Source organism: Testudinibacter sp. 'clade 2' (genome assembly GCF_006227735.1).
GTDB lineage: Bacteria > Pseudomonadota > Gammaproteobacteria > Enterobacterales > Pasteurellaceae > Chelonobacter.
Genome location: NZ_VDHB01000128.1, coordinates 1 through 16,438, shown reverse-complemented (window position 1 = coordinate 16,438; position 16,438 = coordinate 1). Strand labels below are relative to the sequence as shown.

The 16,438-nt window shown below is 45.3% G+C and carries 15 protein-coding genes; 9 read left to right on the top strand and 6 right to left on the bottom strand.

All coding sequences use genetic code 11. The features are described from left to right. Positions 1–56: 56 nt before the first annotated feature. From FHQ30_RS10095 to FHQ30_RS10075, 5 genes are all read right to left on the bottom strand, one after another. A complete protein-coding gene (locus tag FHQ30_RS10095) occupies positions 57–806 on the bottom strand; it encodes a class I SAM-dependent methyltransferase (RefSeq protein WP_139612250.1) in 750 nt (249 codons plus the stop codon). Further along, on the bottom strand, positions 803–1,906 hold the full coding sequence (trmA, locus tag FHQ30_RS10090) for a tRNA (uridine(54)-C5)-methyltransferase TrmA (protein WP_139612251.1): 1,104 nt from the start codon (positions 1,904–1,906) through the stop codon (positions 803–805). Before trmA ends, FHQ30_RS10095 begins: the two co-directional genes overlap by 4 nt. A 121-nt stretch (positions 1,907–2,027) precedes the next feature. Beyond that, positions 2,028–2,360: a MaoP family protein gene (locus FHQ30_RS10085; RefSeq protein ID WP_139612252.1), complete on the bottom strand. Its 333-nt coding sequence runs from the start codon at positions 2,358–2,360 to the stop codon at positions 2,028–2,030. Between the two features lie 175 nt (positions 2,361–2,535). Then, positions 2,536–3,162: a thiol:disulfide interchange protein DsbA gene (gene dsbA / locus FHQ30_RS10080; protein WP_139612253.1), complete on the bottom strand. Its 627-nt coding sequence runs from the start codon at positions 3,160–3,162 to the stop codon at positions 2,536–2,538. Positions 3,163–3,183: 21 nt separating this feature from the next. After that, complete coding sequence (locus tag FHQ30_RS10075) at positions 3,184–3,450, bottom strand: YihD family protein (RefSeq protein ID WP_132964395.1); 267 nt, start codon at positions 3,448–3,450, stop codon at positions 3,184–3,186. Positions 3,451–3,570: 120 nt separating this feature from the next. On the opposite strand from FHQ30_RS10075, the gene mobA reads away from it, so the two are divergent. The 9 genes from mobA to asnB all read left to right on the top strand — a co-directional run bounded on the left by mobA (position 3,571) and on the right by asnB (position 15,500). Continuing rightward, positions 3,571–4,680 carry a molybdenum cofactor guanylyltransferase MobA gene (mobA, locus tag FHQ30_RS10070; RefSeq protein WP_139612254.1) on the top strand — a complete coding sequence of 370 codons (1,110 nt, stop codon included), beginning with the start codon at positions 3,571–3,573 and terminating at the stop codon, positions 4,678–4,680. Beyond that, positions 4,673–6,055 (top strand): DHA2 family efflux MFS transporter permease subunit, encoded by a 1,383-nt coding sequence (locus FHQ30_RS10065; protein ID WP_139612255.1) that lies wholly within the window; start codon positions 4,673–4,675, stop codon positions 6,053–6,055. Before mobA ends, FHQ30_RS10065 begins: the two co-directional genes overlap by 8 nt. A 134-nt stretch (positions 6,056–6,189) precedes the next feature. Then, positions 6,190–7,800, top strand: a complete 1,611-nt coding sequence (locus FHQ30_RS10060; RefSeq protein WP_139612256.1) for an ABC transporter substrate-binding protein — start codon at positions 6,190–6,192, stop codon at positions 7,798–7,800. 251 nt (positions 7,801–8,051) lie between these two features. Continuing rightward, positions 8,052–9,662: an ABC transporter substrate-binding protein gene (locus tag FHQ30_RS10055; protein ID WP_139612257.1), complete on the top strand. Its 1,611-nt coding sequence runs from the start codon at positions 8,052–8,054 to the stop codon at positions 9,660–9,662. A 130-nt stretch (positions 9,663–9,792) separates the two neighbouring features. Further along, entirely contained in the window at positions 9,793–10,803 is a 1,011-nt protein-coding gene (locus tag FHQ30_RS10050; protein ID WP_139612258.1) for an ABC transporter permease subunit, read from the top strand. A 29-nt stretch (positions 10,804–10,832) separates the two neighbouring features. Beyond that, positions 10,833–11,732: a dipeptide ABC transporter permease DppC gene (gene dppC, locus FHQ30_RS10045; RefSeq protein WP_132964383.1), complete on the top strand. Its 900-nt coding sequence runs from the start codon at positions 10,833–10,835 to the stop codon at positions 11,730–11,732. A gap of 13 nt (positions 11,733–11,745) precedes the next feature. After that, on the top strand, positions 11,746–12,729 hold the full coding sequence (dppD, locus tag FHQ30_RS10040; protein WP_139612259.1) for a dipeptide ABC transporter ATP-binding protein: 984 nt from the start codon (positions 11,746–11,748) through the stop codon (positions 12,727–12,729). After that, complete coding sequence (locus FHQ30_RS10035; RefSeq protein WP_139612260.1) at positions 12,722–13,690, top strand: peptide ABC transporter ATP-binding protein; 969 nt, start codon at positions 12,722–12,724, stop codon at positions 13,688–13,690. Before dppD ends, FHQ30_RS10035 begins: the two co-directional genes overlap by 8 nt. Positions 13,691–13,913: 223 nt before the next feature. Further along, complete coding sequence (asnB, locus tag FHQ30_RS10030; RefSeq protein WP_139611581.1) at positions 13,914–15,500, top strand: asparagine synthase B; 1,587 nt, start codon at positions 13,914–13,916, stop codon at positions 15,498–15,500. A 76-nt stretch (positions 15,501–15,576) separates the two neighbouring features. Here asnB and FHQ30_RS10025 read toward each other — a convergent pair whose 3' ends face one another. Further along, on the bottom strand, positions 15,577–16,329 hold the full coding sequence (locus FHQ30_RS10025) for a glycosyltransferase family 25 protein (protein ID WP_139611582.1): 753 nt from the start codon (positions 16,327–16,329) through the stop codon (positions 15,577–15,579). Positions 16,330–16,438: the final 109 nt, after the last annotated feature.

Genomic DNA, 16,438 nt, shown 5'->3' with positions numbered 1-16,438 from the left:
ATCAACAGACCCTAATCAAATCAAACGGAAGCGAGCAAAAAATGAGTCGAGCGGGTTTATCTTAAACCCATATACACATCAAAGCGGTGATTTTTGGTGGTTTGGCTGAAGTGCGGTTTTTGTTGGGCTAAAAACGGGGCGTAGTCGGGGCGTTTGACTACCACGCGCTTGCGTGCCAGTTGCAGTGCAGGCGGAAGCAGTTGATTCGCATCCAAATCAGCGCCGACTAAATGCTGAAAAATGCGCATCTCTTTTTTGACCAAGGCACTTTTTTGTTTATGTGGATACATCGGATCGAGATAAACCACATCGGCGCAATCTTGCTGCGGTGAAAGTGCGGTCAGATTATTAACCGCTAACAGTTGCATTCGGTTTTGCAACCATTCTCCGATTTCTGCATCTTGATAAGCGCGCTGTAAGCCGTCTTGCAGCAGGGCAAATACTACCGGGTGGCGCTCGAGCAACCGCACTTGACAGCCGATTGCTGCCAACACAAAGGCATCTCGTCCCAAACCGGCGGTGGCGTCGATCACGGTCGGTAAATAGTCTTTTTTGATGCCGACCGCTTTGGCAACGGCTTCGCCGCGGCCACCGCCAAATTTACGCCGGTGCGCCATGGCGCCGCTGACAAAATCCACCGCAACAGCACCTAATTTCGGTTCGTCCAGTTTGCGCAATTCCAAACGTTCGGCGGTTTGCACTAAGGCTAAAATCGCTTCAGGTTCGTGAGTCAAATTTAATGCGGCACAAGTGCGGTCAAACTCGACTAGCTTAGCCGGATCTTCGCATAATAATTGGATACTCATCGGGTCTTAACCAACCAAACCGCACTTTCCATATGTTCGGTGTAAGGAAATTGATCAAACAATGCCGCACGTTCAATACGGTGGCTTTGGCATAGGGTTTGCAAATTGTCGCACAGGGTATGCGGGTTACAAGAGATGTACAAGATTTGAGGATAGTGCTGCACCATTTTCACTGTTTCGCTATCCAGTCCGGCACGCGGTGGATCAACCAGAATGGTTTCACACTGATAATCATGCAGATCAATGCCTTGCAGGCGGTTAAATTGGCGCACGCCGTTAATTGCTTGGGTAAATTCTTCGGCAGACATCCGAATAATTTGTAAATTATCGATGTGGTTCTTTTCGATATTGAATTGCGCCGCCGCAACGGATGGTTTGGCAATTTCGGTCGCCAGCACCTTGCGGAAATTTTGTGCCAACGCTACCGAAAAATTGCCGTTGCCGCAATACAATTCCAGTAGATCGCCTTGGCTGTCAGCCGTGCAGGACTGAGCCCATTCGATCATCTTAATATTAATGCCGGCATTTGGCTGGGTGAAGCTGTTTTCTACTTGACGATAGGTGTAATCACGACCGTTGATTGTCAGCACTTCATCGATATATTCTTGTTCTAAACAGATTTTCTGCTTGCTGGCTCTGCCGATTAATTGCAGATCGAACCCTTGTTGCTGCAAATGTTGGCGTAAAATGTGCGCCTGCTGCTGCCACTGTTCGTCCAGCTTTTTGTGATACAGCAAACTGACAATGATTTTGTCACTGCAAGTACTGAGATAATCAATCTGAAACAGCTTGTGCGCTAAGAGCGGCATGGATTGCAACAATGGAATGATTGCTGCCATCATGCGGTTGATTAATCGACTGGCGACCGGAAAATGATCAACACGATAGCGCTGCTTGGTTTGCGGATTAAACATGATGTGGTACAGATCGCCCTTATCATGCCAAATCCGAAATTCGGCGCGCATTCGGTAATGTTCCGGCTCGGAAGCAAATACCTCTAGTGGCGGAGCGCTGAAAGGGGCAAGCAGTTCAGTCAGTTTTTGCTGTTTGGCGGCTAACAGTTGTGGATAATCTGAGATCGTGAAAGATGGGTTCGGCATAAATAGGTAGCAAATGGGTCGTTAAATAGTAAAGTGCGGTTAGTGTAGCATTTTTTATGCAGATCTAGAAGAGAACAGCGGCGCATAGAGAAATGCGCCGTAGCGTTAGGCTGGTTGCGAATTAGTCGTTGTTGCTGTAATCATCGACAGGTTCGCTACCGGCCAGTCCTGAAAGCGTGTATACCCGTTTTACGCTGGAGATACGTGAGCGGTATTTACACCAGGTTTTTTCAAAAAAGGTTTCCGGTTCGCGCTCTAGGCGGCAAACGGCAACAAACTGTTTTTCTTCAGCGGTGCTTGGGGAGCGGTTGCCAAGATCCAACTCGATAAATGCTTGCCCGTATTTTTCCAGAGTATCAGATTCACGAATGGTGTAGTCGCCGTGACGGGAGAATCCGCGCGGATAATTTTTATCATCGAAAAAACGACGGGTTACGCTAAAACTTTCGGCCATAATGGTTCCTCTATAAGACTAAGATAATTCGGCAAGCATTAAATCAATTCATAAAAATAAGTCAATATTTTTTTGTGGAAATAGCCGGATTTTGAAAAAATTATCCACAATAAAAACGCCTGTCAGTGATGCTAACAGGCGTGATGAAAATATTATTGACAAAAAAGTCAATAGATTAGTGATTTAACAGATATAAAACGGTTGTAGTGTAGTTGTCGACAAATTGCTGCACACTGCTTGAGTCGCTGAAGCCACCCATGTCGATTTGTTTATTGCCGTTGACAAAAAATGCTGGTACGCCTTTCACTTGGTATTGTTCCAGTGCGTTGATTTGCTTGTTGACTAGGCCGTTGACGGCAAAACTGTTGATGCCGTTATCAAACTGTTCGGCAGTGATGCCTTTGTCGATAAAAATTTTACGGATATCCGCCATAGAGCTGATACGGTTACTTTGTGCCGCTTCAAATAACGCATCTTCCACTAATTCAGTGCTGTTGGTTGCCATCGCAAATGCCCAAGCACGGGTCAAGTCTTCGGATGCACGCCCCAAGAAGTTGACATGGTATTTCACAAAGTGAGTGCCTTGTGGCATTTTTGCTTGAATCGCTTGCGGAATTTTATATTCCATTTGGAAATTGGCGCAGTGTGGGCAGTAGAACGAGAAGAACTCGATCACTTCTTTATCAACACTGGCAGGTTGCGTCACGGTGATGAATTGTTTGCCTTCCTGTGGGACAAAATCAGCAGCTTGTGCGATATTAATACTCAAAAGTGCGGTTAAAATAAATAAAAGTTTTTTCATAACTATCCTAATATCAGTTGTTTACTTAATGATGCCCCGCGCTTTTAAAAGTGCGGTTTTAAAATCGTCTTCATAGTCTTTTTTAATGCCCGGAATGGGCTCGTGTTTATCGCTGCCACGCATTTTCAGGTGATAGATAATCACTTCATCACTCAATTCGGCAATCGGTTTGTCGAATCCGGCTTCAGCAGCAATTTTCTGTAAAAATTGCAATAAGCTGAGATCCGGCTCTTGTGACCAGTGTGGTTGAATCAATTCCAACACTTCGTTAAGACGATGACATTTCATAACAGATCCTAATCAGTTTGTTTCGATTTTAATTTGTGCGATGATAGCAAAGAAAAGCATAATTGCAACCGTTTATAAACAAAGAACAATAGTCCGATAGTTTGGAGAAAGAGAGTTTAAATGGAACAACAAATCAGTGCAGTGATTTTGTGCGGCGGCTTGTCGCGGCGGATGCAAGGGGCAGATAAAGGCTTGCAGAAGCTACAGGGGAAACCGCTGTTTATGCACGTCAAAGTACGCTTGCAGCGGCAAGTACCGCAGATTTTAATTAATGCCAATCGCCATCAAGAAAGTTATCTAAAGTGCGGTCTGCCTGTGTTTATTGATGAGCTGGACGGTTTTTTAGGGCCGTTGAGCGGCATGTTGAGCGGGCTGAAACAGAGCCAAACGCAGTGGGTACTTTTTGTGCCATGTGACGCGCCATTTTTGCCGCTGGATTTAGCCGAGCGTCTGCTGCAAACCGTGCAGCAAACACAAGCGGATCTGGCTTATGCCAGCGATGGCGAACGGGAACACCCGACATTTGCGCTGCTGAATAAAAAGTTGATTGAACCATTACAGCGTTATTTGTTAGCGGGCGGGCGCAAAGTGCGCGATTTTATGCAGCAACAGCGTTATGCGGTGGCGGATTTCAGCGATCAGGCGCAGGCATTTGCCAATATCAACTATCCGGCACAATTGGCTGAAATCGACCGCAGTCCAGAGAGGGAAAAATCAGCGTTGACGATGTTGGGGATCAGCGGTTACAGCGGCAGCGGCAAAACGACATTATTGGAAAAATTGTTACCGCACTTGCAACAAAAAGGGCTGCGGGTGGCGGTGATTAAACATACTCACCACGATCTGCATACTGATAAACCCGGCAAAGACAGTTGGCGCATGACCCAAGCCGGGGCTTCGCAGGTGGCAGTGACGTGTGATCAGCGTTGGGCGATAATGACGGAAACACCAAGTGCGGTTTCGTTGGATTATTTAGCACATCAGCTGGATCCGGATTTAAGCGATTTGGTGTTGGTTGAAGGTTTTAAACACGAACCATTGCCGAAAATTTTGTTGCACCGTCAAGCCGTCGGCAAACCGTTTCCTGAAATAGATGAGCAGGTATTGGCGGTAGCAACGGATTATCTTTGCCAAGACCAGTCTTGGCAGGGGAATGTTCCCAGTTTGGATTTGAATGCCGTTGAGCAGATCGCTGATTTTATCGCGGCTTGGTTGCCAGCGCATGAGTAACAATTATTATGGCTTAGCTTGGGTAGCGTCGACCGCACTTTTTATGCAAACCCTCGATACCACCATTTTGAACACGGCATTGCCAAGTATTGCCGCCGATTTGCAGGAGTCACCGCTGGAAATGCAACTGGCGGTGATCAGTTATGCGTTGACGGTGGCGTTGTTGATTCCGTTAAGCGGTTGGCTGGCAGATCGTTTCGGCACGCTGGTGGTTTTTCGTGCGGCAATTGCGCTGTTTACCCTCGGTTCAATCTGCTGCTCGTTTGCCGGCGATTTAAACAGTTTGGTGGCGTTTAGGGTGTTGCAAGGCGCAGGCGGTGCGCTGATGATGCCGGTTGCCCGCTTGTCGATTATCAAGAGTGTGCCGCGGCATGAAGTGCTGTCGGTGTGGAATATGATGGTGATGGCGGGCTTAATCGGACCGATTATGGGGCCGGTGCTTGGCGGTTGGTTAGTGACTTATGCCAGCTGGCATTGGATATTTTTGATGAATATTCCGATCGGTATCGTTGGCTTTTTGCTGTGTGGACGTTACATGCCGAATCTGACCGGTAAAATATTCCGTCTGGATTGGCTCGGGTTTTTGCTGTTTGGCGGTGCGTTGGCGGGCGTAACCCTAGGGCTGGACATGATCGGCAGCCGCACTTTTTCTTTGTGGTCGGCAATCGCCATCTTGCTATTGGGCATGTTGCTGTTTGTCGGTTATTACCACTATGCCCGCCACGTTTCACAGCCACTGTTGGGGTTTTCACTGTTTCAATACCGCACTTTTAATATTGGCACTCAAGTTAACTTGGTTTTACGCTTGTGCGGCTCAGGTGTGCCGTTTTTATTGCCGTTGATGTTGCAAGTTGCGTATGGCTATCCGGCAGATATAGCAGGTTGGATGTTGACCCCGATTGCGCTGAGTTCCATTCTGTGTAAACCGATGATTCGCAGTTGGTTAAATCGTTTTGGTTATAAAAAGGCGTTGATTGCCGCCACGGTTCTGCTGTGTGGCAGTCTTGTTTGCTTTGGCTTAATGCAGTCAAGCTGGTCGCTGTGGTGGCTGTTGCCACCGTTGGTATTGTACGGTTGTGCGATGTCGCTGCTGTTTACTGCAACCAACACCTTGACTATTAGTGAATTTTCCGAGGAAAACAACAGCGAAGGCAGCACTTTGCTGAGTGTGACTCAACAGGTGGGATTGGGGCTGGGAATTGCTTTTGCTGCGGTGGTGCTCAACATTTATCGTACCTTGCTGGCGCCCGATGCCGTGGCACAGGCGTTCAGCTACACCTTTTTTACAGTCGCAACAATCGGGATTCTTCAAATTATCATTTTGTTAAAACTACAAGCCCACGACGGCGAAAACATGAGCCGACGCGAGGGCTAAATTATTTTCGGCGACGCATAGGCATGATTAGATGATTTGGTTATAATCCAGATGATTTTGATCTTTGCAAGTTCACCACACCGTTGTATCTTGACGGAAATGTTATTTTTTTATGAATCATTTTTGGGGGCAATATGACATTACGGATTACTTTACGCAATACACTTTCGGCTACCGCACTTCTACTGGGGCTGACCACCATGGCGCAAGCAGCGGACAAAGACACTTTTATCAACTGCACCAGCCGTGCACCAAGCGGTTTCAGTCCCGCTTTGGTGATGGATGGCATTTCGTATAACGCCAGTTCACAACAAGTGTATAACCGCTTGGTTGAATTTGTGCGTGGCAGCACCGATTTAGAACCGGGTTTGGCGGAGAGTTGGGATATCAGCGAAGATGGCTTGCAATATACTTTTCATCTGCGCAAAGGCGTGAAATTTCATTCAAATAAGGAATTTACCCCGAGCCGCGATTTCAATGCGGATGATGTGATTTTCTCATTCCAACGTCAACTGGATCCAAACCATCCTTATCATAATGTTTCCAACGGTACTTATCCGTATTTTAATTCAATGAATTTCCAAAAATTGTTGAAATCTGTTGAAAAAGTTGATGATTACACGGTGAAAATCACGCTGAACTATCCGGATTCGCCGTTTTTATCCAGTTTAGGCATGGATTTCATCTCGATCTATTCGCAAGAATACGCTGATAAAATGCTAGCGGCGGGCAAACCGGAAACTATTGACACCACCCCGATCGGCACCGGCCCGTTTGTGTTTGCTGGCTATCAGCTCGATCAAGCTGTGCGTTTCTTGGCAAATAAAGATTACTGGAAAGGCGAAGCGCCAATTAAGCGCCTGATTTTCAGCATCACACCGGATGCAACCGCACGCTATGCCAAATTGCAAACCGGGGCATGCGATATGATGGATTTCCCGAACAGTGCCGATTTGGACAAAATGAGAACCGATCCGAAGATTCAATTGATGTCTCAGGAAGGCTTGAATGTGGCATATATTGCGTTTAATACCGAAAAAGCACCGTTTGATAATGTAAAAGTGCGCCAGGCGTTAAATATGGCGGCAGATAAAGACACTATTATCAAAGTGGTGTATCAAGGCGCCGGCGTACCGGCGGTGAACCCATTGCCACCGACGATTTGGGGCTACAACACCGAAGTCAAAGATTATCCGTATGACTTGGAAAAAGCCAAGCAGTTGTTGGCAGAAGCCGGTTATCCGAACGGTTTTGAAACTCAGTTGTGGGTGCAGCCGGTGGTGCGTAATTCTAACCCGAATCCGCGTCGTTTAGCAGAAATCTTACAAAGTGACTGGGCGAAAATCGGCGTGAAAGCCGAGTTGGTCAGCTACGAGTGGGGCGATTACATTAAGCGTACCAAAGAAGGGTTGTTGACAGCCGGTATTTACGGTTGGTCGGGCGATAATGGTGATCCGGACAACTTCTTAACCCCGTTGTTGGGCTGTGACAGCGTTGGGCACAGCAACTATGCCCGTTGGTGTCACTCTGAGTTTAATGGCTTGATTAAGCAAGCAGCGACTTTATCGGATAAAACCCAACGTATTGGTTTATACGAACAGGCACAAGTGATCGCCAAAGAGCAAGCACCGTGGATTACGGTGGCACATTCGATTACGGTTACGCCATTGAGCCTGCGTGTACGCGATTACAAACAAAGTCCGTTTGGCTATAGCGCATTTTATGGCGTGAAACTAGCGGATTAATACCGCACTTTACATTGAGTGACGGCATTTCAAATCAAATAGTGGCAGGAAATCTTGCCACTATTTTTTTATCTTTTTTAAATATTATGCTAAAAAATTGATAAATCTCTAAGTTTTGATAAAAATAGTCAATTTATATCTTGTGAAATGGCGTAATTGGTGGTATTAACTATAAAGTCACTGTTGCTTTGGTGCTGTAAATAATGATAAACGGCTTATATTTTAATAACGTTAAATAACGGAGTGTAGGAATGAAACAATTGACTACTTTATCGCTGACGGCGATTGCTTTATCTGTCTCTGCTTTGTCTGTCTCTTTCTCGGCAGCCGCCGAAACCAAAACCTTGGTATATTGCTCGGAAGCGTCGCCAACCGCATTTAATCCGCAGTTAGTGACGGATGGAGCCTCGTTAGATGCTAGTGGGCAGGCGATGTTTAACCGCTTAACCGAGTTTGAACGGGGTAAGACCACGGTGCAGCCGTCATTAGCCGAAAAATGGGATGTTTCTGAAGACGGTAAAACCTATACATTTTATCTGCGTAAAGGGGTTAAATTCCAATCGAATAAACATTTTAAACCGAGCCGAGATTTTAATGCCGATGATGTGATTTTCTCGTTTGATCGCCAACTAAATCCGAATAATCCATATCATAAAGTCTCAAATTTGGGCTATGAATATTTTGTCGGAATGGATATGCCGAATATTCTTGATAAGCTTGAAAAAGTTGACGACTACACGGTTAAAATTTATTTAAAACAACCGAATGCTCCCTTTTTAGCTAACATTGCGATGGACTTTGCTGGTATTCTGTCTGCAGAATATGCTGAGAATATGTTGAAAGCAGGTACGCCGGAAAAAATCGATCAAGACCCTATCGGCACAGGTCCGTTTGAATTGGTCAATTACCAAAAAGACGCTACGATCCGCTATAAAGCCTTTGATAATTATTGGAAAGGGCGCTCAAAAATAGATCGCTTAGTGTTTTCGATTACGCCAGATGCCTCTGTACGCTATGCCAAATTGCAAAAAGGCGAATGTCATATTATGCCATATCCAAATCCGGCTGATTTGGAAGCAATGAAGAAGGATAGCGCCATTAATTTAATGGAAGAAGCCGGTTTAAATGTGGGGTATTTGCACTTTAACGTACAGAAAGCACCGTTTGAAAATCACAAAGTGCGGCAGGCACTGAATTATGCGGTTAATAAAGATGCGATTATTGATGCCGTTTATTTGGGCGCAGCGACAAAAGCCAAAAACCCGATGCCGCCGACTATGTGGGGTTATAATGACGAAGTGGTAGATTATACTTATGATCCAGCCAAAGCTAAAGCGTTGTTGGCTGAAGCAGGTTTTGCAAACGGATTTGAAACCGAATTGTGGGCAATGCCGGTGTCTCGTCCATACAACCCGAATGCACGTCGTATGGCGGAGCTAGTGCAGGCTGACTGGGCAGCAGTCGGTGTGAAAGCCAAGATTGTGAGCTATGAATGGGGTGAATATTTACAGCGCATGAAGAAAGGCGATGATCCGAGCGGCATGATGGGCTGGACCGGTGATAACGGTGATCCGGATAATTTCTTGGGCACGTTGTTAAGCTGCGCTTCCGCAGAGCAAGGATCCAACTATGCGAAATGGTGCTACAAGCCGTTTGACGATTTAATCAAACAAGCGGTGTTGGTCACTGACCAAGAAAAACGCAGCGAGTTGTATAAACAAGCACAAGTTATTTTCAAGGAGCAAGCACCGTGGATTACCATTGCGCATTCAACAACATATCTGCCGATTCGCAAAGAAGTCAAAAACTATGTGATCGATCCGTTCGGCTTACATAATTTTTATAACCTAGAATTAGAATAGTACTGTATTTGACCGCACTTTTATGGTAAAAGTGCGGTTTTTCTTTTTTCCGCTGCTATCAGTCGATGTTGCGCAGCAATATGGCGTAGTGGCAGTGTGGGATAGTAGTAACACATTTTGAGATAACCTCATGTTCCAGTTTATTTTAAAACGCATATTAATGGTGATCCCGACATTTATTGGGATCACTTTGTTAACTTTTGCGTTAATTCATTTTATTCCCGGCGATCCGATTGAAATTCGGATGGGGGAACGCGGGCTGAGTCCGGAAATGCACGCTCAAATGCTGAAGCAGATGGGCTTGGATCTGCCGCTTTATCAGCAATATTTCAATTATCTCGGCGATCTGGCAAAAGGCGATCTTGGCATCTCTTTTAAAAACAGCCAGCCGGTTGTCGAAGAGTTTTTAAATCTGTTTCCTGCTACGATTGAACTTACCACCATGGCAATTCTGTTTGCGGTGATTTTGGGTATTCCAATCGGTATTTTAGCCGCAGTCAAGCGGGGGTCATTTTTTGATCACAGCGTGATGGCTGTGTCATTGACCGGTTATTCGATGCCGATTTTTTGGTGGGGCTTGTTGCTGATGCTGGTGATGTCGGTGCAACTGGATCTGACGCCGGTATCCGGACGAATCGGCGCACAGTTTTGGATTGATGATGTCACTGGTTTTATGTTAATCGACAGTTGGCTTTCTGATGAGCCGGGCGCTTTTAAATCGGCGGTGTCGCACTTAATTTTGCCGTCAATTGTGTTAGGTACAATTCCGCTGGCGGTGATTTCGCGCATGACCCGTTCTTCCATGCTGGAAGTGTTGGGCGAAGATTATATTCGTACCGCTCGCGCCAAAGGCTTGTCGAAAATGCGGGTGATTGTGGTGCATGCGCTGCGTAATGCGCTGATTCCGGTGGTGACCGTGGTCGGGTTGATTGTCGGGCAGATGTTGTCCGGTGCAATTCTGACCGAGACAATTTTTGCTTGGCCGGGCATCGGTAAATGGGTGATCGAGGCGATTCGTGCCCGTGATTATCCAGTGGTGCAGGGGGCAGTGTTGATTATCGCTACCATTATTATTTTAGTGAACCTGTTTGTTGATCTGCTTTACGGGATTTTAAATCCTCGTATTCGTCATCGTAAATAGTACTGCAGTACGACTGAATAGAGGAAATTATGTCAGAGACTGTTCAAATTCAAACGCCTGTTCCCGCACCTAAAGGGCCGATTGCCGAGTTTTGGTCGCACTTCAGCCACAGCAAAGGGGCGGTTGTCGGGTTAAGTTATATTCTTTTTATTTTTGCTGTCAGCCTGCTGGCGAATGTGGTTGCGCCACATGATCCGATTGCACAGGCACGCGATGCGTTGTTGATGCCACCGGCGTGGATGGAAGGTGGTAGCTGGAGCTACATTCTCGGCACCGATGATGTGGGGCGGGATATTTTGTCGCGTTTGATTTACGGCGCACGTTTGTCATTGTTTATTGGTTTACTGGTCGTGAGCCTGTCTTTTGTTTTCGGCGTGTTGTTAGGGTTGATCTCCGGTTATTTTGGTGGCTGGATCGATATCTTTATCATGCGTGTGATTGACATTATGCTGGCGCTACCGAGCTTGTTGTTAGCTATTGCGATTGTCGCGATTCTTGGACCTTCATTATTGAACGCCTCTTTTGCAATAGCTTTAGTGTCACTGCCGAGTTATGTGCGTTTGACCCGGGCTTCGGTGCTTAATGAGCTGAATCGTGATTACGTCACCGCCTCGCGTGTTGCTGGTGCCGGACCGATTCGCTTGATGCTGATTACTATTTTACCCAACTGTTTGGCGCCGTTAATTGTGCAGACTACGCTGGGTTTTTCCAATGCGATTTTGGATATGGCAGCGTTGGGCTTTTTGGGTATCGGTGCACAACCGCCTACTCCGGAATGGGGGGCGATGCTTGCTGAAGCGTTGCAGTTTGTGCAACGGGCGTGGTGGGTGGTCACTTTTCCCGGTTTGGCGATTTTGCTGACGGTGTTGGCATTCAATTTAATGGGTGACGGTTTGCGTGACGCCCTTGATCCGAAATTAAAACAATAAGGAGCTGATCAGAATGTCATTATTAGAAATTAATCAGCTTTCAGTGCATTTTGGTGATGAGAAAACCCCGTTTAAAGCGGTGGATCGGATCAGCTATCAAATCAAACAAGGAGAAGTGTTGGGGATTGTCGGTGAATCCGGTTCGGGGAAATCGGTCAGTTCGTTGGCGATTATGGGGTTGATCGATTTTCCGGGGCGAGTGCAGGCGAAGAGTTTGACCTTTGACGGCTATGATTTGCAGGCGATTTCAGAAAATAAAAAACGTGAACTGGTCGGCGCCGAAGTGGCGATGATTTTTCAGGATCCGATGACCAGCTTGAATCCGGCGTATAGTGTCGGCTTTCAGATTATGGAAGCCTTGAAAGTGCATGAAGGCGGCAGTCGTCAAAGTCGTCGCCAACGAGCCATTGAGCTGTTGACTCAAGTCGGTATTCCGGATCCGGAATCGCGGCTGTCGGTTTATCCGCATCAGTTGTCCGGCGGTATGAGCCAGCGGGTGATGATTGCAATGGCAATTGCCTGTCGCCCGAAACTGTTGATTGCCGACGAACCAACGACCGCACTTGATGTAACTATTCAAGCACAAATTATTGATTTACTGCTGGAATTGCAGAAAAAGCAGAATATGGCACTCATTCTGATCACGCACGATCTGGCATTGGTGGCGGAAGCTGCCGAGCGGATTTTGGTGATGTATGCCGGGCAAGTGGTGGAAGAGGGACGGGCAGTTGATATTTTTTCAACCCCTAAACACCCTTATACTCAAGCGCTGTTGCGATCATTGCCGGAGTTTGCTGTCGGCAAATCCCGCTTGCATTCGTTGCCGGGTGTGGTGCCGGGTAAGTATGATCGCCCGAGAGGCTGCTTGCTGAACCCACGTTGTCCTTATGCAACCGATGAATGTCGAGTTGAAGAACCGCACTTGCATCAATTAGCTAATCGGCAGGTGAAATGCCACACACCATTAAACGCCCAAGGAGAGCCGGTTCATGTCTGAACATACGTTATTAAAGGGAATTGATCTCAAAAAATATTATCCGGTGAAAAAAGGATTATTTTCCAAAACCCAACAAGTGAAAGCATTGGACGGTGTTTCGTTTAATTTGGAAAGAGGCAAAACGCTGGCAGTGGTGGGCGAATCCGGTTGTGGAAAATCCACATTGGCGCGGCTATTAACCATGATTGAGGAGCCGACCAACGGAGAGTTGTATTATAATGGACAAAATTTTTTGCTGGATGATAATGAAATCAAAAAATTGCGTCGGCAAAAAATCCAAATTGTGTTTCAAAATCCGTATGCGTCACTCAACCCGCGTAAAAAAGTCGGCACGATTTTGGAAGAGCCGCTGCTGATTAACACCGATTTAAGCGCGGAGCAGCGCAAAGCCAAAGTACTGGAGATCATGGCACAAGTGGGGTTGCGATCCGAGTTTTATGATCGTTATCCGCATATGTTTTCCGGCGGCCAGCGGCAACGGATTGCGATTGCGCGTGGTTTAGTACTGAATCCGGATATTGTGGTGGCAGACGAGCCGGTCTCGGCGTTGGATGTGTCGGTGCGAGCACAGGTGCTGAACTTGATGATGGATCTGCAAAACCAACTGGGGCTCTCGTATATCTTTATTTCACATGATTTATCCGTGGTAGAGCATATTGCTGACGAGGTGATCGTGATGTATTTGGGGCGCTGTGTGGAGCAGGGTACCACTGAACAGATTTTCAGCAACCCACGCCACCCCTACACGCAAGCTTTGCTGTCAGCAACGCCACGCTTGTCCCCGGAAAAACGGCGCGAACGGATTAAATTAAGCGGCGAACTGCCCAGCCCGCTCAAGCCGCCGCAAGGTTGTGCCTTCAGTGGGCGCTGCCGCTTGGCAGAACCGCGCTGTTTTCAAGCGAAACCTACGCTGCGTGAGTATCCGGACGGCAGTAAAATAGCCTGCTTCTTGGTGGAATAACCTTTATTGCGTTTGACCAGAACCGCACTTTTCTAATAAAGAAAGTGCGGTTTTATTTTTACTAAAAAATGATGATATTTTTATATGAAATTTAATATTTGACGGATTCTGTTATTTTTTTCTCTATTGAAATGTAGTAAAGGTTGTTTTTTTTCTAAATTTCGTTGTATGATGGCGAAAAATTTGTACCAGAAAAAATAAACATAAAAATGGAGTAGCAACTATGTGTGGGTTTGTATTCGCCTCTGAGCAACAAATGTCAACGGCAGATTTTAAGCGTGGTTATGATAAAATTTTTCACCGTGGGCCGGATAATCAAAGTTTAACTGGCGAAGAGAGTGGTTTATGGGGCTTCCACCGCCTGTCCATTATGGATCTTTCCAACAATGGCAATCAGCCGTTCAAACATAACGGCTATGAGCTGATCTGTAATGGCGAAGTATATAACTTTGAAGCATTGCGAGAACTGCTAAAAGACCAATTTGAGTTTCAATCCGATAGTGATTGTGAAGTGTTGATCCCCTTGTATGAACGTGTTGGCTTTGAAGTGATGGTCAAAATGCTGGATGCCGAATTTGCCTTGGTTTTATTCGATAAACAACATGATCAAGTGATGGCGGCGCGTGATCCAATTGGCATCCGCCCGATGTTTTACGGCTATGATAAACAAAGTGGTAAAATTGCTTTTGCCTCGGAAGCGAAAGCGCTGGTTGAATTTTGCCGTGAAGTGCAACCTTTTCCGCCGGGACATTACTACAAAGACGGTAAGTTTACACAATACAATGATATTGCCGATCCCAAAATGGTGTATGACCATGACATTCCGACTATTGCCAAGAATCTGCGTGAAAAATTGGAAAGTGCGGTCATCAAGCGTTTGAATGCCGATGCACCATTGGGTTTTTTGCTGAGTGGCGGCTTAGATTCCTCGCTAGTGTGTGCGATTGCGCAAAAAAACCTGAAGAAACCGATTAAAACTTTTGCGGTGGGTATGGAAACCGACCCGATTGATCTGAAATATGCCAAAGAAGTGGCAGATTTTCTGGGCACCGATCATACCGAAGTGATTATGACCAAAGATGATGTGCTAGGTTGTTTGGAAAAGGTGATTTGGCATTTAGAGACTTGGGATATCACCACCATTCGTGCCAGCATCGGTATGTATTTGGTGTGTAAATATATTCGTGAAAACACCAATTTGAAAGTACTGTTGACTGGTGAAGTCAGCGATGAAATTTTTGGTTATAAATATACTGATTTTGCCCCCAACGCTGAAGCCTTCCAACAAGAAGCACAAAAACGGATCCGTGAATTGTATATGTATGATGTGCTGCGTGCTGATCGTTGTTTAGCTGCGAATTCGCTCGAAGCACGGGTGCCGTTCGGTGATCTGGATTTTGTCGACTATGCGATGAGTATCAACCCTGAGAAGAAAATGAATGTGTACGGCAAAGGCAAATATTTGTTACGCCACGCTTTTGAAGGGTTGAACTATCTGCCAGACAGCATTTTAATGCGCGAAAAAGCCGCATTCAGCGATGCGGTTGGGCATTCTATGGTGGATTACCTGAAAGCTTATGCCGAAGAAAAATATACAGAGCAAGATGTGTTAGCGGCAAAAAACAAATACCCGCAGGGAACACCATTTACCAAAGAATCCTTATTGTATCGAGATATTTTTGAAAAATTCTATCCTGGCAATGTCGGCTGGATCAAAGACTTCTGGATGCCAAACAAAACATGGCAAGGCTGCAACGTCAACGACCCAAGCGCCCGTGTGTTGGGCAACTATGGGGATAGTGGTAAGTAATATATTGATTAGCGGGTTGCTGATTTATTAGTTGTCTGATTGGGAATTTGAGTGATTATTCTAATATCAGCGACCCTTACTTATTTTTTAAGCGATAGATAAATTTCAAATTATGAAGGAAACGAGAGAAATTAGATATTAAATTAAAATATTCACGTTTTGCTTTTATTATTAATGTCAATTTTTTATCTCGCTTTCCTCTATTATCCTCTCCAATTGTTGAGTCTAAATCACTATTTGCAATGATGCAAGCTGGTGATATTGCTAGGTTCTCAACACCATTTTCATAAAAACGTGTCATGCTGTCATCAACTGGGTAAATCCATTCTTCCATATAAGTTAGAAATTTCTTGGCTGCACTTGGTGTGATTAAATATCCCGTGGCGCAAATATACTCTTTAAAATATTTATCAATTGAGAAGCTATCTATTTTGTCAAGTTGAAAATATTTTCCACCACGACTTGAACTATGCAACCATGCAAATTCATAGGCGTTTGTTATTTTCTCAGCGGATGAATAGAATGATGGGAAGTGCTCAGTCAAATGGGCATCATCTTCTAATATAATAATTGCCTTATTTTGTTCTAAGCAGGTTTTCCATAGTAAGTAGTGGCTAGCAAAGCACCCGAGTTCTCCCTTAGATAAGGTTCTGCCTTTCCTTAACAGGTGTTTTTTTGCATTGTATTTTTTAAATAAGATATTCTCTTCTTGACCATTAATAGCTGAAAATAAATGGTAATCAATACCCAGTTTCTTAAATTGCTGATCAATCGATTTTGCTCTGTCTATTGAGCTTTTTAAATTTATAACATATATAGGGACTTTCATTCTTACTCCTTATACATTGCTGTTTTTTTATTGTGGTAAAGCATTGCATAAATAATCGCATTTACTAGAAAATAAAACATTGAACTCTCTTTAATTGTTAAAAATACAT